The sequence below is a fragment of the Agrobacterium bohemicum genome (genome assembly GCF_002896715.1).
Classification (GTDB): Bacteria; Pseudomonadota; Alphaproteobacteria; order Rhizobiales; family Rhizobiaceae; genus Agrobacterium; species Agrobacterium bohemicum.
Genome location: NZ_PGEL01000027.1, coordinates 24,969 through 43,509, shown reverse-complemented (window position 1 = coordinate 43,509; position 18,541 = coordinate 24,969). Strand labels below are relative to the sequence as shown.

Here is an 18,541-nt window from a genome sequence, read left to right as displayed (position 1 = left end):
AGTTTCCGAAAATAATAAGTTTCGGATCAGGGGNCGCCATGATGAATATGGCAGGTATAGTCCGCAATCGTTCAGGCTCAGCCGCTGTTGAGTTTGCCATCGTCGCACCGATTTTCATCCTCGTTCTTTNGACCATGATCGCCTACGGCATTTACCTGACCGCGGCTTACGCCGTGCAGCAGGTCGCAGCCGATGCTGCACGCACCGCAGTTGCAGGTATCAACAAANCCGAGCGAGAAACACTTGCAAAGAATTTCGTTGATAAAAGCGCGCTCAATTACGCCTTTCTGGACAAGANTCGCGTGAATGTCAGCGTCGGCAGCGACCCACTCAACATCAACCAGTTCACCGTCACTGTGGAATATGACGCAACCGAACTGCCGATCTGGAGTCTCTACAGCTTCGCGCTTCCAGACAAGACCATTCGTCGCTTTTCGACAATCCGGATCGGGGGTATCTGACATGCGCAAAATCACTTCGGTTTTCAACCGCCTTCACCGTGACCGCGCAGGCAATGTTGCCATCATGGCTGGCATCACCGCGCCGCTGATGATGGGCGTTCTGGCACTCGGCGTCGATTATGGCTCGCTGACATTGCAGAAGCGACAGTTGCAGCAGACAGCGGATCTCGCGGCCATCTCCGCCGCCTCGGCGACGGATACGGAACGCGCCGTTTTTGAGTATTTTCGGCTCAACAACAAGAACCTCGGCGTCAAAACAGCCTCCGGCATCTTGACCGAAACAGGCACGACCCCTTTTGATCCCAACACTGCCTTTTCCAGCCGTGATGGATATGCCGAGGTCGTCAAGGGGCGTTATGTTCCAGACGCAACCGTGGCGATTGGCGAGCGTTTCGTTGCAAACGCCACCCCGACCAACGCAGTGAAGGTCAACATCTTCGAAAAAGGCCACATCTATTTCGCCGGAAGCTTCACGACAGCACCCACCATTTCCGCAGTCGGCACGGCAGCCGGACAACGCATCGCCGCCTTCTCCGTGGGATCTCGTTTAGCTAGCCTCAATGGCGGCCTTCTGAACAGTTTGCTGGGTGGCCTACTCGGCACCACCGTCACCCTAAACCTGTCTGATTACCAGGCGCTGGTCGCAGCCGACGTAAACGCCTTGCAGATTATCGATGCACTCGCCACGGACCTCAACCTGACTGCTGGCACCTATCGCGACGTGTTGAAAACCGAAATCACCTACGGCAAGTTCATTTCCGCACTGACCGAAGCCACCGGCACCAAACCTACGGTTACGGCAGCGCTGAAAAACCTCGAAAAAACGCTCGCCAAAACCACCCTCAAGCTGCGTCTGGAAGAAATTCTCGCACTCGAACCTGTCCTCGACAAACCCATCGGCGCCACTGAAAATCTCAGCCTGACCGCCGGTGTGTTCGAACTCATCACTTCAGCCGCCACCGTCGCCAACTCCGGCAGACAGGTTTCGGTGAATGCGGGCCTAGCCGTCCCCGGCCTAGCCTCCACCACCATCACGCTTGCCATCGGCGAGCCTCCTGTAGGAACGCCTTCGCTCGCTGTCGGTGCACCNGGAACCATCGTCAGGACCGCGCAGACACGCCTCATGATCGAGACCAAAGTCGATGGATTGAAAGCGCTACTCGGTCTGTCGGTCCGCGTTCCCCTCTACGTCGAGGTGGCCAATGCCGAGGCCAAACTCGCGGATATCAGATGCACGGCCGGTGGAACCGGAACCGTCGATGTCGATGTCGTGCCCGGCATTGCCGAGATATCGCTGGGTAACGTGGACACCAGTGGTTTCAACAATTTCGGTCGCGACCNGCGTGTCACCAAGGCCGCGATCGTCGACTCCCTGCTGCTGAAAATCAGCGCCATGTCCCACATCGACAGCGCCAATATCAAGAAATCGACCCTGACATTCGTACCGTCGGATATCACTCAGGGTACGGTCAAGAACGTCTCGACCAAGGACGTGACGACATCGCTGATCAAATCTCTGCTCGGGCAACTCCAGGTCGATATCAATATCCTCGGCCTCACCATCGGTTCACCGACACTGGTTCAGGCGGCGCTGGCCGAAACGCTCTCGGTCGCAACTGTTCCCATCGATGGACTGCTCTATAACACGCTGATGTTGCTCGGCATCAAGATCGGCGAGGCCGACGTCAGGGTCACCGACGCACGCTGCGCCCACCCTGCCCTGGTGCAGTAACAAGCGCATATACAACAAAGCCGCCTGATCGCTCTGGCGGCTTTGTTGTGTCGTTCGAACGCCGTCATCAGCGATGATCCGCATATCTCAGATTNGATGACAGTCTAAAAAGACAGTCTATGCAAACCATCCAGAAACGAAAAACCCGCTGATGTCCTCAGCGGGTTTTCTATTAAAACGTCAAATCCTGTCAAATGCGTACGCATCCGCATACAGATGACTGCAAATTAATGCAGAATCTGGCTGAGGAACAGCTTGGTACGCTCGTGCTGCGGATTGTCGAAGAACTCGGCTGGAGAATTCTGCTCAACGATCTGGCCCTGGTCCATGAAGATCACGCGGTTGGCGACCTGGCGCGCAAAGCCCATTTCGTGGGTTACGCAGATCATGGTCATGCCGTCTTCGGCAAGGCCCACCATCGTATCGAGAACTTCCTTGACCATTTCAGGGTCGAGCGCCGAAGTCGGCTCATCGAACAGCATGATCTTCGGCTTCATGCACAGCGAGCGGGCAATCGCCACGCGCTGCTGCTGGCCACCAGAAAGCTGGCCCGGATATTTGTGAGCCTGCTCGGGAATCTTGACGCGCTTCAGATAGTGCATCGCGATCTCTTCAGCTTCCTTCTTGGGTGTCTTGCGAACCCAGATCGGAGCCAGCGTGCAGTTTNCCAGAATCGTCAGATGCGGGAAGAGGTTGAAGTGCTGGAACACCATGCCAACTTCGCGGCGCACTTCATCGATTTNCTTCAGGTCGTTGGTCAATTCGATGCCATCGACCTGAATGCTGCCCGACTGGTGCTCTTCCAGACGGTTGATGCAGCGGATCATTGTCGACTTGCCCGATCCCGAAGGACCGGCAACGACGATGCGCTCGCCCTTCATGACCTTGAGGTTGATGTCACGCAGCACGTGAAAATCGCCGTACCACTTGTTCATGCCGGTGATTTCAATCGCAACGTCGGTCGCGGAGACATCCAGCTTTTTGACTTGGGTTTCTGCCATTGTTTTCCCCTTATTTCTTATGTCCGGTGTCGAGATGCCGTTCCATGAACAGCGAATAACGCGACATGCCGAAGCAGAATATCCAGAATATGAAACCGGCGAAGATGTAACCGGTCATAGGTGTGACGGGTGTCGACCAGTTCGCATCCGACTGGTTGAGATTGACGATACCGAGGAGATCGAACATGCCAATGATATAAACCAGCGAGGTATCCTTGAACAGGCCGATGAAGGTGTTGACGATACCGGGAATGACGAGCTTCAGCGCCTGCGGCAGAACGATCAGACGTGTCTTCTGCCAGTAGTTGAGACCAAGCGAATCTGCGCCCTCATATTGCCCCTTCGGAATGGCCTGCAGCCCGCCGCGAATGACTTCTGCCATATAGGCAGAGGCAAACAGGGCGACGCCGACGAGCGCGCGCAGGAACTTGTCGAAGGTCCAGCCGTCAGGCAGGAACAACGGCAACATGATGCTGGCGAAGAACAGNATGGTGATCAGAGGAATGCCTCTGATAACCTCGATGAAGGTCGTGCACAGCATCTTGATGACAGGCATGTTCGAGCGACGGCCTAGCGCCAGCAGAATGCCGAACGGCAAGGAGACGACGATGCCGCAAAACGACAGGATCAGCGTCACCATCAATCCGCCCCACAGTGGCGTTTCGACATGTGACAGACCGAAATTGCCGCCAAGCAGCAGGAAGAAAGCCACCACAGGCAGGACGATGAACAGCAGAAGCGCGTTCAGACCCTTGAACGGAGCCTTCGGAATCAGCATCGGGATGAGCAGCGCGGTGAAGGCTGCCAGAACCAGAAGCGGACGCCAGTATTCCGATGACGGATAGCGGCCGAACATGAACTGCGCGAACTTCGCATTGACGAAGGCCCAACATGCGCCGGACTGTCCGTTCGGCAATGCGCCCCCCTGCTCCACGGTCAGGCAGGCCGTCCGGTCCGTGCCCGTCCATGTCGCATGGATGAACAGCCACTGCACGAGCGGCGGGATGATGTAGGCCAGGAATGCGATTGCCAGCACGGTAAAGACGATGTCTTTCGGCGTGGCAAACAGCTTGGTTCTCAGCCAGTGGGTCAGACCCACCTGGCTGGAAGGAGCGGGCTCCGGCTGAACCAGATTGGCGCGAACATAGGAGATTTGATTGGTTGTCATTGTTTATCTCTCCACCAGCGCCATTTTCGCGTTGAACCAGTTCATGACCAGCGCGGTTGTCAGCGACAATGAAAGGTAGACCACAAGCCAGATGGCGACGACCTCGACGGCCTGCCCTGTCTGGTTGAGGATGGTACCGCCGACCGCCACAAGATCCGAGAAGCCGACGGCGACCGCCAGCGAGGAGTTCTTGGTGAGGTTGAGATACTGGCTCGTCAGCGGCGGGATGATGATGCGCATGGCCTGCGGCACGACGATGAGACGCGTGATGTTGTTGCCACGCAGACCGAGTGCGCTTGCGGCTTCCGTCTGCCCCTTCGCAACGGCCTTGATACCACCGCGAACGATTTCGGCGATGAAGGATGCGGTGTAAAAGGACAGCGACAGATAGAGCGACAGGAACTCGGGCGCGATGACCGATCCGCCGCTGAGGTTGAAGCGTCCGGCAACCGGATAGTCGAAGGTCAGCGGAGAGCCAAGCACGAGGAACGCTAATAGCGGCAGGCCGATGATGATGGCGGTGCCGACGAGGCCGGTCCGGAACGGTTGACCCGTTTTCATCTGACGGGCTTTAGCCCAGCGGTAAACGAAATAGGTGATGACGATGCCGACGAGGAACGCCACCGGAATGAGCCACGACCCTTCGCCCCACACCTGCTTCGGATAGAAGAAGCCACGGTTGTTGAGAACGGTGCCGAGTGGCAGCTGAAGCGAATCGCGCGCCTGCGGCAGAATGGTGATGACGCCCTTGTACCAGAAGAAAATAACCAGCAGTGGCGGGATGTTACGGAAGATTTCGACATAGGCCTGAGCCAGCTTGGAGACGAGCCAATTGTTGGACAGTCGCGCGATGCCGACGATGAAGCCGATGATGGACGCCGTGATGATGCCAAGAAACGCCACCTGAAGCGTGTTCAGAATACCGACAACCAATGCCCGACCGAAGGTGCTGTCGTTGCTGTAGGCAATCAGTGACTGACCGATATCGAAGCCTGCTCTGCCATTGAGAAAGCCGAAGCCGGAAGAGATGTTGGACCGCTGAAGATTTTGAACTGTGTTGGATGCGATCATCCAGACAAACAGCACGAGAAGAACGACTGTAATGACTTGATAAAAAATTGCCCGCATTTGCGGATCATTGATAATGGACGTCGCGCTTTTTGCGCTCGACGGTTGCGATTGGAGCGCGTTGCCTGCCATCGGCACCCTTTCCCTCTAAATGCTCTTTGCGAGCTTATTTATAATTCCGGGAGGCAGAGCGTTGGCCCTGCCTCCCGCAAANGCTGTCGTCAACGGCTATTAGCGAACTGGAGGAGCGTACTGAAGGCCGCCCTTGTTCCACAATGCGTTAATGCCGCGCTCGATCTTCAGCGGAGAACCAGCGCCAACGTTACGATCAAAGACTTCGCCGTAGTTACCGACGTTCTTGATGATGTTGTAAGCCCATTCGTTGGTCAGGCCGAGGTCGGTGCCGATCTTCGTGCCTTCTTCGCTGCCGAGAAGACGCTTGATGTCAGGGTTTGCAGCAGACTTCTGCTCATCAACGTTCTTCGACGTAATACCGAGTTCTTCGGCATTGATCATGGCATAGTGCGCCCAGCTTACAACGTCGAACCACTGGTCGTCGCCCTGACGAACGGCAGGTCCAAGCGGCTCCTTGGAGATGATTTCAGGCAGAACGATATTTTCGTCAGGAACCTTCATCTTCAAACGGATGGCATAGAGGCCGGACTGGTCGGTGGTGTAAACGTCGCAACGGCNGCTATCGTAAGCGGAAGTCGCGTCGGATTCCTTTTCGAACACAACAGGGTTGTACTGAAGGTTGTTGGTCTTGAAATAGTCAGCAAGGTTGAGTTCGGTGGTCGTACCCTGCTGAACGCAGACGGCAGCGCCCGAAAGCTCCAGAGCCGACTTGACGTTGAGAGCCTTCTTCACGACGAAGCCCTGGCCGTCATAGTAGTTTACGGTGCGGAAGTTGAAGCCGAGCGACGAGTCGCGGCTGACTGTCCATGTGGTGTTACGTGTGAGAACATCGACTTCACCGGACTGAAGCGCAGGAAAACGGTCCTTGGATGTGAGCGGAACGAACTTTGCCTTCGTTGCATCACCGAAAACGGCGGACGCGATAGCGCGGCAATAGTCAACGTCGATACCAGACCATTCACCCTTGTCGTCCGGGTTCGAGAAGCCTGGAATACCAGAGCTTACACCGCAGGTTACAAAACCCTTGGACTTCACGTCAGCGAGCGTGGCGGCAGATGCAGCCGATGCAGCTCCGAGAATTGCTGCGCCAATGGCGGCCGACAGAATTGCCTTTTTCATTTTTTNCCCAACCTTTGTTTCTTATTCGTCATCAGAAGAAAGCCGTATATCTTGTCGTATACGAGCAGGTCCCCGCTTCACCTCCCGGTGCGCTCATCTATCACAATCGCAATTGCGGTCACGGTCAAGTCTCGCCCTCAAGAATTGTGTCCAAAAAACGGAATTTTTCAAAAAACGTCCTTTTTATGGGCAATTGTCTAATAAATACGCGAAAAANGATTAAAAACTGCTCAGGCTGTCAGGCAGGTAGACTGAATTTGCGTGCGCAAGCAACTCAACCGGGTGTTAAAACGTCCAGCGCGTTGTTTTTTCGATGATGCAATGCGACATCATGCACGAATCCAAGGCGTTTCACCGCCGACAAAGGTTGCGATAACGAAGTCTTGACCGCGACAGGCTTTCAGGACCATTTTCCATCCATCGATCAGTGAGAGACATTTCAGCATGAAATCCAAAGACGGCATCCTCAACGCCGCCGGCATCAACACGCGGCTGGCCCATCTCGGCAACGATCCGGCTGCCTATCACGGCTTCGTCAATCCACCCATTGCCCGCGGTTCGACCGTCCTGTTCCCAGATGCGCAGACGCTGGTTTCGGAGGATCAGAAATACACCTACGGCACCCACGGCACGCCGACGACCGATGCACTCCGCGACATGATCAATACGCTGGAAGGCTCGGCTGGCACCATTCTTCTGCCATCGGGTCTTGCCGCCGTGACCGTGCCGTTTCTTGCCTATCTATCAGCAGGCGACCACGCACTGATCGTCGATTCGGTTTATTTTCCAACCCGCCGGTTCTGCAACAGAATGCTGAAACAATACGGCATCGAGGTCGAATATTACGACCCGGCCATCGGCGCTGGCATCGAAGCGCTCATGCGTCCCAACACGCGCCTTCTTCATCTGGAAGCTCCCGGTTCCAACACCTTCGACATGCAGGATGTGGCGCTGGTGTCGTCCATCGCCCACGAGCATGACTGCGTCGTCACCATGGATAATACATGGTCCACCCCGCTCTATTTCAAGCCGCTGGACCATGGCGTCGATGTCTCCATTCACGCAGCGACGAAATATCCCGCAGGCCATTCGGACGTGCTGATGGGCTTCGTTTCTGCCAATGAAAAGCACTGGAAGAAACTCGATGAAGCCAACCGCGATATCGGCCTGTGCGTGACGTCAGACGATGCCTATCAGGTGTTGCGCGGCATGCGCACCATGGGTGTGCGGCTGGAGCACCATCGCAAAAGCGCGCTTGACATCGCGCAGTGGCTGGAAGGCCATGACGATGTCGCGCAGGTTCTGCACCCTGCTCTACCCAGCTTTCCAGGTCACGATATCTGGAAGCGGGATTTCAAAGGCTCCAGCGGCGTTTTCTCCTTTGTCTTGAAAGCAGAAGAAAACCGCTTCACGGAAAGGTCGCATGCCTTCCTCGACGCCCTGTCGATCTTCGGCCTCGGCTTTTCGTGGGGCGGCTACGAATCGTTGGCTGTTCCCGTGTCGCTACGTGACCGCACGATCGCCGAAGGCCCCACCGAAGGCCCGCTCATCCGCTTGCAAATCGGCCTTGAAGACGTGGCCGATCTCAAACGCGATCTGGAAGCTGGGTTTGCGGCGGCAGGCGCAGCGTAAAGACGAACAAAACATACTCCGTCATCCCCGGGCTTGACCCGAGGATCTAACGAACCCTGACGTCAAACGTGGGTAGATCCTCGGGTCAAGCCCGAGGATGACGTCGAGGGGAGGAAGAACCCTCTCCGGCGAAAAGCATCAAAGCCCCTCGGCACGATACCCATACAGCCAGTCGAAGTCCGCCAGAAACGCCTCTGGCGGCCTCAGCGACAACAGCATGTCCCGCCCCAGTCGCAACGGACCACGGGCATGATAGGCAAATTTGTTCAGCGCTGCCCGCTTGCGCGCCTTTTCTATGCGCGGGGTACGATGCGCTTCAAACGAAGCCAGCGCATCACCCAATAAAAGGTCGCGAGTAACAAAAGTGGCAAGCTCGAATGCATCCTCGATTGCCATCGCCGCACCTTGCGCTGCAAACGGCATCATCGCATGCGCGGCATCACCAATCAGAACCGTATCGCGCCCATTGTGCCACCTGCCCTCACCGGCCTGAAACAGCGGCCAGAATGTCGGCTTGGCAACATTTTCCAGCATCTTTGAAATGCCCGGGTTCCAGCGGCCGAACTGGCTCAGCAACAGCGCATGCTGCCTGCCCTGCGCTTGCGCCTCCCAGCTATCGCCGGGGTTCGTACCCGCCGCGATCGCCACGATGTTGAAACCACCGGTTTCCGCCAACGGATAAGCCACCAGATGCGCTGACGGCCCGAGAAAAGCAGTGACACTTTGCTGTTTCAGAAAGTCGGGAACAGTGCTCTGGGGAATGGTGAAACGCCAGGCAATATTGCCTGAAAACGTTGCGGATGGGCTTCCGGGTACCGCGTAACGCGCACTCGACCAGACCCCATCGGCACCGACAATCAGATCATGGTCCTGCGACGTCATGGCTGTGATGGTAGCCTTATCGACAACATCCAGCCTTTTACCAAGATACAGATGGCAAAGCGGGTTTTGCTTCACCGCCGCCATGAGCGCACCCTGCAGCGTTGCGCGATGCAGAACGCCATAAGGCGCACCCCAGCGCTGCCTTGCAACATCCCGCATGGGTAGCGAAACCAGCCTCTTCAACGAAAGGCCGGATGCCAGATCCACGGTCGCAGGCTCCAGCCATTGCGCTTCGATCTGCTTAAGCACATCCAGCGCACCAAGGATACGCGCGGCATTGGGCGAGATTTGCAGGCCTGCGCCGACCTCTTCCAACTGTTGCGCCTGCTCGATGATGTCGCTGCGGATGCCATGTCTGGAAAANGAAAGAGCGGCGGTCAGACCGGCAATGCCGGCACCGATAATGGCTACGGATTTTACGGGCATGGAAAGCCCCGGTCTTGAGATAAGGTCAGGCGGCCTTCACATGGAAGACGCAGCCGGGAGGGTTGGTCTGCGTGGCCTTTATCGACGGATTGTAGCGATACAGCGTCGAGCAGTAGGAGCAGACCTTCTCGTTGTCGTCACCCATATCGATGAAGATATGCGGGTGGTCGAACGGCACGGATGCACCCGTGCACATGAATTCCTTGACGCCGATTTCGATCACGGCGTGTCCGCCATCGTTCTGGAAGTGGGGAATTGTATGCCCGGCCATAATCGTCTCCAAATGCAATTTCGTGGATGAGCGCGCGCTCAGCTTTTGCGGATATGTAACCTCAAATGCGTGTCACCTCCACAGAAAACATCGCGCAATATGTTCAACGCTTCGATTTCCTGACATATGGTGCGCCAAAANGGATGTCCGTGATGAATCTCAATGTCCCGCAGTTTCTGTCTTACTCCCGCGATGGCCTGCAACTGGCTTATTTCGACGAGGGTGACCCGTCTGGCTTTCCGGTTCTTCTGATTCACGGCTTCGCCTCCAGTGCCTCGGTCAACTGGGTCCATCCCGGCTGGGTAAAGACGCTGGGCGATGCCGGCTACCGCGTGATTGCGCTGGACAATCGCGGCCATGGCGCAAGTGACAAGCCGCACGATGCGGACGCCTATTACCCCGCAACCATGGCAGAAGATTCAGTTGGACTGCTGAACCATCTAGGAATCGCTGAAGCCCACGTCATGGGTTACTCCATGGGCGCGCGCATTTCCGCCTTTGTCGCCATGGCCCACCCCGAGCGGGTGCGCTCGCTGGTGTTCGGCGNCCTTGGCATCGGCATGGTGGATGGAGTGGGTGATTGGGACCCGATTGCAGACGCCCTGCGCGCCCCGTCGCTCGATGTCGTCACCCATGAGCGTGGCCGCATGTTCCGTGCCTTCGCCGACCAGACGAAAAGCGACCGCATCGCTCTTGCCGCCTGTATCGAAACCTCCCGCGTTCTCGTGACCCGTGAAGAAGCAGCGAAAATCGATATTCCGACGCTGATCGCTGTCGGCACAAAGGATGATATTGCCGGTTCCGGCAAGGAGTTGGCGCAGCTCATGCCCCATGCCAAAGCCATCGATATTCCCGGCCGCGACCACATGCTGGCCGTCGGCGACCGCGTCTTCAAAGCCGCGGTGCTGGAGTTTNATCGAGAGATAGACGCCAGCGCCTGACCTGGAAGAACTATTTNCCAAAAAGCTGTCAGAAAAACTGATCCTTTCGCGTCTTTAACCGCGTTGGTAAATCACCATTTCTAGGCGAGACTTTTTTCTGTATAAATGAACGGCACCAATTTGAGGGAGACCAGTCATGGTCGCACGCACAGATGCTCGCCAGCAGGATCAGCTTTCCGTTGTTGATCCTATCTGGGGAAGTCTTCAGAACGAGGCACGCGCAGCGGCGGCGAAGGACCCGCTGCTTTCGGCCTTTTTCTACACCACGATTTTAAACCACCATTCGCTGGAAGCGTGCGTCGCCTATCGAATCTGCGAACTTCTCGACCACCCGGATATGCAGGCCGTTCTGCTGCGCCAGACCTTCGAGGAAATGCTTGAGGACTGGCCGGAATGGGGCTCCATTCTGCGCGTCGATATTCAGGCCGTCTACGACCGTGATCCGGCCTGCACTCGTTTCATGGAGCCCGTGCTGTATTTCAAGGGTTTCCAGGCCATTCAGACCCACCGTCTCGCCCACTGGCTGTGGCACAAGGGTCGTCGCGATTTCGCGCTCTACCTGCAAAGCCGCGCATCGAGTATTTTCCAGACGGACATCAATCCGGCCGCAAGCCTCGGCAAGGGCCTGTTCCTCGACCATGCAACCGGTCTCGTCGTTGGCGAAACCGCCGTTGTCGGTGACAACGTCTCCATTCTGCACGGCGTCACCCTCGGCGGCACCGGCAAGGAAGGCGCAGATCGCCACCCGAAAATTCGCAGCGGTGTGTTGATCGGCGCGGGCGCAAAAATCCTCGGCAATATCGAGATCGGCAGCTGCTCGCGCATAGCCGCAGGTTCCGTCGTTCTGAAGCCTGTACCACCGAACGCGACAGTCGCAGGTGTGCCAGCGCGTGTGGTGGGAGATGGCGGCTGCAACGAACCTTCGCGCATCATGGATCAGATCATCGGTGCCGATATCTGAGGCACCTAATTTGGGCGACGTCCGTGTGGATCACGCGGACGATTTACCTCTTTGACTTTACTTTCGCCTTTAAGCCATGCCAAAAGCGGCGCAACGTGAACCGCACAGGAGAAGACTGGTGAAAGCCGAGGAAATCAAAAAGCTCGACGCCTATTTCAAGCGCACCTTCAACGAAACGCTGGCCGTCAAGGCTCGCCCCCGCAAGGATGATTCGGCGGAAGTCTACGCTGGCGAAGAATTTCTTGGCGTCGTTTACATCGATGACGAAGACGGCGACCGCTCCTACAATTTCTCCATGGCGATCCTGGACGTCGACCTGTAATCACCGATCGGTGACATCGTGATTTCGAAACCGCCCGCGACACATGTCTGCGGGCGGTTTTGTTTTGGAGAGCGCATTTCGTAATTTTTCTAAAAGCCTCGGGAACCAGTTTAAAGGTGATCCGTTTATTCAGCGTCCCCCGATGAAGCGTGGGGTTTAAGACCAACGGGACGCCCCCTGATCCCGTCTTAAACTCCACGCTTCCCCCTCTCCCTACTACCGTTATGCCCCATGAATTTTTTAGTCTTTCGGCTTAAGCGGTCACGCTTTTCCACAGCACTCATGTGTGCTTGAATAAAAATGTCATGGAAATGAAAAAANGTGGAAATAGGCGCTTGCGGAGAATCCGGTGCCTGACTATAAGGGCGCCACACAAGGTATGCGCCCTTCGTCTATCGGTTAGGACGACAGATTTTCATTCTGTAAAGAGGGGTTCGACTCCCCTAGGGCGTACCACTCTCCCAAATATATCATGGTGATGCGAGCGTTGGTTAAACCAGCTTGTAAGCACGCCTGCGCGTAACTTTTGTGATCTGACGAGTGCGTTACGGCGCTATGGCAGCGTCCAGAACGCGAAGCTGTACTCTTTTTNGACCTTGCCACTGATCAGCCCCNAGCGTGCCGGCGACGTGGATCTGGCGGCCCCGCGCATTCATCAGCATCTGGCCCAGAGGCGCGTCCGCGGCGCGAAATGCTATGCCATCCAGTCGGGAACCGTCCATTGCCTCCAGCGTGATCTTCACATGCGAGGTTCCGACAACGCGGACATCGCGCAGGCGGTGGGCTGGCACCGCGAAGATAGGCTGCGAGTGGCCAGAGCCATAGGGTCCCGCCTGTTCCATCTGCTCCACCAGCGCAAGCGTGGCACCGGATGCACCAATTGCGCCATCGATTTNCAACACGCTGTTTTCGACCAGTTGAAAAACAGTTTTATGGGCGGCCTCCTCAAAGAAGGTCCGCAAGCGCCCAAGATTGGCGCGCTCCACCGTCAGGCCAGCGGCCATGGCGTGTCCCCCGCCCTTGACCAGCAGACCGGCGTCGACTGCGTTTCGCACCATGCGGCCCATATCGAANCCATTGATCGAGCGCCCGGAGCCGGTTCCCTTGCCTTGCGAGTCGAAAGCGATGGCGAAGGCAGGGCGACGGAAGCGATCCTTCAGGCGCGAGGCGAGAAGACCGACAATGCCGGGGTGCCAGTTTTCCCGCGCCGTCACGATGACGCCCGCACCCGTGCCGTCACCATATTCAAACAGCGCCTCGGCTTCGGCTTCCGCCAGCATGGCGGCTTCCATCGCCTGGCGCTCTCGGTTCAATTCATCCAGTTTCTCGGCAATGACTTCAGCCTGGGACGCATCATCAAGCGTCAGCAGGCGACTGCCGAGAGCCGCATCGCCGATGCGACCGCCTGCATTGATGCGCGGCCCAACCAAAAATCCGAANTGGTAAGGCGTCACAGGGCCGCCAAGACCGGCCTTCTTGAACAGCGCGGCAAGCCCGACATTGTTCATATGGCGTGCGGCGATGAGACCCTTTACCACGTAGGCGCGGTTCAGCCCTTTGAGCGGTACGACATCGCATACCGTCGCAAGGGCGACGATATCGAGCAGCGACAGGAGGTCGAGCGTGTAGGCGCGGCTGTCACGCCGGTCCTTCAGGACACGCAGCGTGGCGACCAGCACGAGAAACACGACACCTGCCGCGCAAAGATGCCCCTGCCCCGACAGATCGTCCTCACGGTTGGGATTGACCAGCGCCACCGTTGGCGGCAGTTCTGTGCCGACCTGGTGGTGGTCGATGACGACGACATCCGTTTTGGCATCGCGGGCAGCGGCGAGCGATTCGTGGCTGGTCGAGCCGCAATCGACGGTAATGATCAGCGTCGCGCCATTGGCCGCAAGCTGTTGCATCGCGGCCGGATTGGGGCCGTAGCCTTCAAAGATACGGTCCGGAATATAGATTTCAGGCTCCAGCCCGAAGTGGTGCAGAAACCGATACATCAGCGCCGAAGACGACGCGCCATCCACATCATAGTCGCCAAAAATCGCGACCTTCTCGTTGCGCTTGATGGCGTCAGCAATGCGCTCTGCTGCCTTTTCGCAATCGGTGAGCGTCAACGGGTCCGGCATCAGGGAGCGGATGGTGGGGTCGAGGAAGGCCAGAGCATCATCGACGCCAACGCCACGGCCCGCCAGCACACGGGCGACCAGTTCAGGAATGCCATGGACCTGCGACATGGCCAGAGCACGGTTCTGCCCGGCCTGATCCAGCCGCGACATCCACTTCTGCTCCGTTGCAGACCGATCTACGCCGAGAAACGCTCTCGCCACAGTATCGACCGCCTCAATCATCGCCATACGTCAGCTTACCCATCCAGCCGGTTGTTTCGTAACGGGCTAAAGGCCGAGCCCGGCTTTTTCAAGGTAAATATGCACGGATGTCCGGCTTACCACAGCGGCATGAATATGAAGACGGCAAAACCACAGAAAGCGGCAGCGAAGAGACAAGGCACCAGCCAGTCGCGCTCCTCATCCTGCATCTCGAATTCAAGGCTGCGGAGATTATCGTTTGCACCCAACCGGCGCGGCTTTCGAATGGTCTCCGGCGGGACGAAATGGTCGTCTTTGAACAATATGGTCGCTTTCACGTCTGCGCCTCCCTTCGCTTTGGTGAACTCATATCAGGATACCATCATATTCCCGGCTTTTGCAAAGCTTTCGATTGTCAAATAGCCCGGCGACACCAAGGACAAGCTTTGCCGTTCACGCGGCGCGCTCACGCCCGTGCTATGTTCACTCGATCCGGAGAGCACACGCAAATGCGGTGATGTCTCTGGTATGGTTCGTTCTTTGGCTCCGCATTTGCGTGGCCTCTGGCATTTCAGTGTCATCATAAATCTCTCCACCGGCAGGCAGGCGTACCCGCTGGTGAAAAGTGAGGTTCAGCCGAGCCTTGAACGGCCCCGGCTTCGCCCCGTATGGTTCGTCTCCAAGTCCTGCCGCTGCTGTACCGAACCTTGAAGGGAATCGGACAGCAACGTAGGCCTGCCGTTTGGCAGCATTGACCGCTACCCGCACGTTCCGGGTGGATGCCAACGCTACCTGCGCCTTGCCTGCACTGTCTCGCGATACAGTGCGGTTAGGAGGCGGGTGAATTTTAGGCATGGGTTTAGGGAGCGTGGAGAAAAAAGTTTTTGCTTTTTTNGGGTTTTGTTTCTGGTGGAGTGAAGGTCTGCGGGTGGGGTTTCCCCCCTCTGCCCTGCCGGGCATCTCCCCCACAGGTGGGGAGATCGGCTAGACGCCTGCTCACTGGTCCATCCACAGCCGTCAAAATTGGCGAGAGCTCTCAGCGAACGACCTCCCCCNTTTGAGGGGGAGATAAAGCGCGGTGCCGTTACGGATTACCTCTCCCCTTGTGGGAGAGGTAACACACCGAACCGTCGCAGCTGAATACAGCTTACCACCACTTCGCAGGCGTAAACTTGCCCGCTGCCTGTTCAATCGCATAGACCGTCTTGAACAACGTCTCTTCATCGAACGGCTTGCCGATAAGCTGGAGGCCCAAAGGCAGGCCTTTGCCGTCTAGACCGGCGGGAACGGACATGGCTGGCAGGCCTGCCATGTTGACCGTGATGGTGAAGACGTCCTGGAGGTACATTTTGACTGGATCGGCTGCCAGTTCCTTGTCGCCGATTTCAAACGCCGANGATGGCGTGATCGGAGCGAGAACCGCGTCAACGCCGTCGTGGAAGACAGTCTCAAAATCGCGCTTGATCAGCGTGCGGACCTTCTGGGCCTTCAGGTAATAGGCGTCGTAATAACCGGCTGATAGCACGTAGGTGCCAACCATGATGCGTCGTTTGACTTCCGAGCCGAAACCGGCTGCGCGGGACTTCTCGTACATGTCGGCAATGTCCTTGCCGTCAACGCGCAGGCCGTAGCGAACGCCATCGTAACGGGCAAGGTTGGACGACGCTTCGGCTGGAGCGACGATGTAATAGGCTGGAAGCGCATATTTGGTGTGCGGCAGCGAGATATCAACAATCTCCGCACCAGCATCCTTCAACCATGCAATGCCCTGCGCCCAGAGCTTTTCGATCTCTTCCGGCATGCCTTCGACGCGGTATTCCTTGGGAATACCGATCTTGAGGCCCTTCAGCGACTGGCCGATGGCCTTTTCATAATCCGGCACCGGCAGATCGACGGATGTGGTGTCCTTGGCATCGACGCTGGCCATGGACTTCAGGAGAATGGCGGCATCGCGCACGTCGCGGGCGATAGGGCCAGCCTGATCCAGCGAGGAGGCATAAGCAGCGATACCCCAGCGCGAGCAGCGGCCATAGGTTGGCTTGATGCCGACGGTGCCAGTGAAGGCTGCGGGCTGGCGGATGGAGCCGCCTGTATCTGTTGCAGTGGCACCGGCGCACAGATGCGCGGCGACGGCGGCAGCGGAACCACCCGAGGAGCCGCCGGGTACGAGGTTCTTGTCGGAACCATTGGCGCGCCACGGGTTGATGACCGGGCCGTAATAGGAGCTTTCATTGGACGAGCCCATGGCGAACTCATCCATGTTGAGCTTGCCAAGCATGACGGCACCGGCATCCCACAGGTTCTGGGTGACTGTGGATTCGTATTCCGGCTTGAAACCATCCAGAACGTGAGAGCAGGCCTGCGTGTGAATGCCACGCGTGNCGAACAGGTCCTTCACGCCGAGAGGAATGCCTTCCAGCACACCGGCATTGCCAGAGGCAAGCTTCTCGTCGGAAGCCTTGGCCATCTCACGCGCCTTTTCAGGGGTAACGGCAACGTAGGTGTTCAGCTTTTCATTGGCGGCATTAACAGCCGAAAGATAGGCATCCGTCAGTTCGACGGCGGTGAATTCCTTTGCCTTCAGCTTCTCGCGCGCTTCGGCAATGGTCAGGCTTGTCAGGTCGGTCATATCGGCAACGGCTTTCAAAAACTTTTAGATCGGGCAAATGGGAACGGGCTGGTGCGGCCTATTCAACCACCTTCGGAACGAGGAAGAAATTGCGGTCGGTGGCGGGTGCATTGGCGACGATATCGTCAGCCTTGTTGCCATCCGTCACGGTGTCGCTGCGCTTCTTCATGGCAACCGGCGTCACTGACGTCATGGGCTCGACACCATCGACATTTACTTCCGAAAGCTGCTCCACGAAACCAAGAATGCCATTCAACTCGCCAAGCATTTTCTCGGCTTCGTCTTCGCTAACGGCAATACGGGCTAGGCGCGCAACGCGCTTCACGGTGGCAAGATCGACGGACATGGTTCTACTCCAGTCAAGAATTTTCCTATTCGCTATAATGACCGCGCCCGCAGTTCGCAACCGTCATCGGGCCATGAAACAATGCAGGAAATAATATTCTCTTTATGCGGGAACTTATTATTTAGACGCGAGTTTNCACGCGGGGCATATCGCCTCATTTTTNCTGAATAAGTCATTTGCAGCAGGAAGCGGGTGGGGCCTCTTCTTTTTAAGCCTTAACGCTTCTCGATCATGCTGTTTAACGGGGGTTAAATATGAATTTCGACATATCCAAAGTGCGCCATTCGAAAGAAAAGACGTACGGTTTTCTAACGCTGCTCATCGGCACGCTGGTTTGGCTGGGGATTGCGGCTGGCATCCTCTACATTGCGACAACGGAGAGCATCGGAATCCTCTTTGTTTTCCTGTTCTACATTCTCATCATCTGGTTTTNCTCGTACGTCGCGAGATCATTGGTCCGCGCCTATATGATGGGCCACTATGTTCTGGTGAGCGAACAACAGTTTCCCCACCTTCACAAGATGGTGGCAGAGGGCGCGCAGAAGCTAGGGTTGAGAGAAGCACCGCGGGCGTTCGTCTACAATTCCAGCGGCGTGATCAATGCAATGGCGCTGACGCTGGTTGGTCGCACACGCTACATCTGGCTGACATCGGCCCTGATCGATTCCGACGATGAAGAGCAGGTGAGATTCGTGATCGGCCACGAGTTGGGTCACCACGTTGCGGGCCATCTGGACGAGCCATGGAGCTTCCTGCGCCTGCCCGGCCTCATCATTCCGTTTCTGGGCCAGGCCTATTCCCGCGCACGCGAACTGACCTGCGACCGTGTTGGCCTCGTCGTTTCCGGCAACCTGAAGTCCTCTCGCACCGCCCTTCAGATGCTGGCCTGCGGCAGCGCCAAGCTGAACGCACAGATGAACCCGAATGCTTTTGAAGAGCAGGACAAGATGGTTCCGTCCATTGCCGGCTTCTTCCTCAACATCTTCTCGCTCTACCCGCGCCACACGCGGCGTGTGGCAGCGTTGAGCGAGTGGAGAAACGCACTGAGCGGCATTCCTTCCGCGCCATCCCGGCCGGTGCAGACGGGTCGCGCCGAACCACAGATCGCTTGAGACCATCAAAMCNNAAAAAAGCCCGACAG

General features: G+C 57.0%; 17 protein-coding genes and 1 tRNA gene. 8 read left to right on the top strand and 10 right to left on the bottom strand.

Annotated features, from left to right (window positions below; all coding sequences use genetic code 11):
* Positions 1-38: 38 nt before the first annotated feature.
* Positions 39-461, top strand: coding sequence for a TadE family protein (locus tag CUC55_RS15635; protein WP_103088462.1), 423 nt, complete (start codon positions 39-41; stop codon positions 459-461).
* Positions 364-2,193: a pilus assembly protein TadG-related protein gene (locus CUC55_RS15630; protein WP_425352857.1), complete on the top strand. Its 1,830-nt coding sequence runs from the start codon at positions 364-366 to the stop codon at positions 2,191-2,193. The genes CUC55_RS15635 and CUC55_RS15630 overlap by 98 nt, the downstream gene beginning before the upstream one ends.
* Before the next feature lie 227 nt (positions 2,194-2,420).
* Here the strand turns inward: CUC55_RS15630 and CUC55_RS15625 are convergent, their stop codons facing one another.
* The 4 genes from CUC55_RS15625 to CUC55_RS15610 all read right to left on the bottom strand — a co-directional run bounded on the left by CUC55_RS15625 (position 2,421) and on the right by CUC55_RS15610 (position 6,684).
* Complete coding sequence (locus tag CUC55_RS15625; RefSeq protein ID WP_103088460.1) at positions 2,421-3,194, bottom strand: amino acid ABC transporter ATP-binding protein; 774 nt, start codon at positions 3,192-3,194, stop codon at positions 2,421-2,423.
* Positions 3,195-3,204: 10 nt separating this feature from the next.
* Positions 3,205-4,362 carry an amino acid ABC transporter permease gene (locus tag CUC55_RS15620; RefSeq protein WP_103088459.1) on the bottom strand — a complete coding sequence of 386 codons (1,158 nt, stop codon included), beginning with the start codon at positions 4,360-4,362 and terminating at the stop codon, positions 3,205-3,207.
* Positions 4,363-4,365: 3 nt separating this feature from the next.
* On the bottom strand, positions 4,366-5,562 hold the full coding sequence (locus CUC55_RS15615) for an amino acid ABC transporter permease (protein WP_067642642.1): 1,197 nt from the start codon (positions 5,560-5,562) through the stop codon (positions 4,366-4,368).
* A gap of 99 nt (positions 5,563-5,661) precedes the next feature.
* Complete coding sequence (locus CUC55_RS15610) at positions 5,662-6,684, bottom strand: amino acid ABC transporter substrate-binding protein (protein ID WP_103088458.1); 1,023 nt, start codon at positions 6,682-6,684, stop codon at positions 5,662-5,664.
* 444 nt (positions 6,685-7,128) lie between these two features.
* Here CUC55_RS15610 and CUC55_RS15605 point away from each other — a divergent pair, with 444 nt between their 5' ends.
* Entirely contained in the window at positions 7,129-8,316 is a 1,188-nt protein-coding gene (locus tag CUC55_RS15605; RefSeq protein WP_067642636.1) for a cystathionine beta-lyase, read from the top strand.
* Positions 8,317-8,454: 138 nt separating this feature from the next.
* Here CUC55_RS15605 and CUC55_RS15600 read toward each other — a convergent pair whose 3' ends face one another.
* Both CUC55_RS15600 and CUC55_RS15595 read right to left on the bottom strand, forming a co-directional pair.
* Entirely contained in the window at positions 8,455-9,624 is a 1,170-nt protein-coding gene (locus tag CUC55_RS15600) for an FAD-dependent monooxygenase (protein WP_067642633.1), read from the bottom strand.
* 25 nt (positions 9,625-9,649) lie between these two features.
* Positions 9,650-9,895 (bottom strand): zinc-finger domain-containing protein, encoded by a 246-nt coding sequence (locus CUC55_RS15595; RefSeq protein ID WP_067642630.1) that lies wholly within the window; start codon positions 9,893-9,895, stop codon positions 9,650-9,652.
* A gap of 152 nt (positions 9,896-10,047) precedes the next feature.
* Between CUC55_RS15595 and CUC55_RS15590 the strand changes: the two genes are divergently transcribed.
* The 4 genes from CUC55_RS15590 (at position 10,048) to CUC55_RS15575 (ending at position 12,575) form a co-directional block, all read left to right on the top strand.
* On the top strand, positions 10,048-10,836 hold the full coding sequence (locus CUC55_RS15590; RefSeq protein WP_103088758.1) for an alpha/beta fold hydrolase: 789 nt from the start codon (positions 10,048-10,050) through the stop codon (positions 10,834-10,836).
* Between the two features lie 136 nt (positions 10,837-10,972).
* Complete coding sequence (cysE, locus tag CUC55_RS15585; protein WP_067642625.1) at positions 10,973-11,797, top strand: serine O-acetyltransferase; 825 nt, start codon at positions 10,973-10,975, stop codon at positions 11,795-11,797.
* Positions 11,798-11,915: 118 nt separating this feature from the next.
* A complete protein-coding gene (locus CUC55_RS15580; RefSeq protein ID WP_067642622.1) occupies positions 11,916-12,119 on the top strand; it encodes a DUF3126 family protein in 204 nt (67 codons plus the stop codon).
* 381 nt (positions 12,120-12,500) lie between these two features.
* Positions 12,501-12,575 (top strand) — tRNA-Glu (locus tag CUC55_RS15575).
* An 89-nt stretch (positions 12,576-12,664) separates the two neighbouring features.
* On the opposite strand, the gene recJ is transcribed toward CUC55_RS15575, so the two are convergent.
* From recJ to gatC, 4 genes are all read right to left on the bottom strand, one after another.
* Positions 12,665-14,467 (bottom strand): single-stranded-DNA-specific exonuclease RecJ, encoded by a 1,803-nt coding sequence (gene recJ, locus CUC55_RS15570; RefSeq protein ID WP_170063914.1) that lies wholly within the window; start codon positions 14,465-14,467, stop codon positions 12,665-12,667.
* Positions 14,468-14,562: 95 nt separating this feature from the next.
* The gene (locus CUC55_RS15565) at positions 14,563-14,763 is read right to left on the bottom strand and encodes a hypothetical protein (protein ID WP_157940967.1); all 201 of its coding nucleotides are present in this window, start codon (positions 14,761-14,763) and stop codon (positions 14,563-14,565) included.
* 809 nt (positions 14,764-15,572) lie between these two features.
* Complete coding sequence (gene gatA / locus CUC55_RS15555; RefSeq protein ID WP_103088455.1) at positions 15,573-17,054, bottom strand: Asp-tRNA(Asn)/Glu-tRNA(Gln) amidotransferase subunit GatA; 1,482 nt, start codon at positions 17,052-17,054, stop codon at positions 15,573-15,575.
* 58 nt (positions 17,055-17,112) lie between these two features.
* Positions 17,113-17,400: an Asp-tRNA(Asn)/Glu-tRNA(Gln) amidotransferase subunit GatC gene (gene gatC / locus CUC55_RS15550; protein WP_067642610.1), complete on the bottom strand. Its 288-nt coding sequence runs from the start codon at positions 17,398-17,400 to the stop codon at positions 17,113-17,115.
* Between the two features lie 254 nt (positions 17,401-17,654).
* Between gatC and CUC55_RS15545 the strand changes: the two genes are divergently transcribed.
* On the top strand, positions 17,655-18,512 hold the full coding sequence (locus CUC55_RS15545; RefSeq protein WP_103088454.1) for a M48 family metallopeptidase: 858 nt from the start codon (positions 17,655-17,657) through the stop codon (positions 18,510-18,512).
* Positions 18,513-18,541 lie beyond the last annotated feature (29 nt).

Bases quoted from the DNA above. Each gene is read 5' to 3' on its own strand.
- CUC55_RS15615 (WP_067642642.1), bottom strand. From the start codon at position 5,562: ATGGCAGGCAACGCGCTCCAATCGCAACCGTCGAGCGCAAAAAGCGCG.
- CUC55_RS15605 (WP_067642636.1), top strand. From the start codon at position 7,129: ATGAAATCCAAAGACGGCATCCTCAACGCCGCCGGCATCAACACGCGG.
- CUC55_RS15595 (WP_067642630.1), bottom strand. From the start codon at position 9,895: ATGGCCGGGCATACAATTCCCCACTTCCAGAACGATGGCGGACACGCC.
- cysE (WP_067642625.1), top strand. From the start codon at position 10,973: ATGGTCGCACGCACAGATGCTCGCCAGCAGGATCAGCTTTCCGTTGTT.
- gatC (WP_067642610.1), bottom strand. From the start codon at position 17,400: ATGTCCGTCGATCTTGCCACCGTGAAGCGCGTTGCGCGCCTAGCCCGT.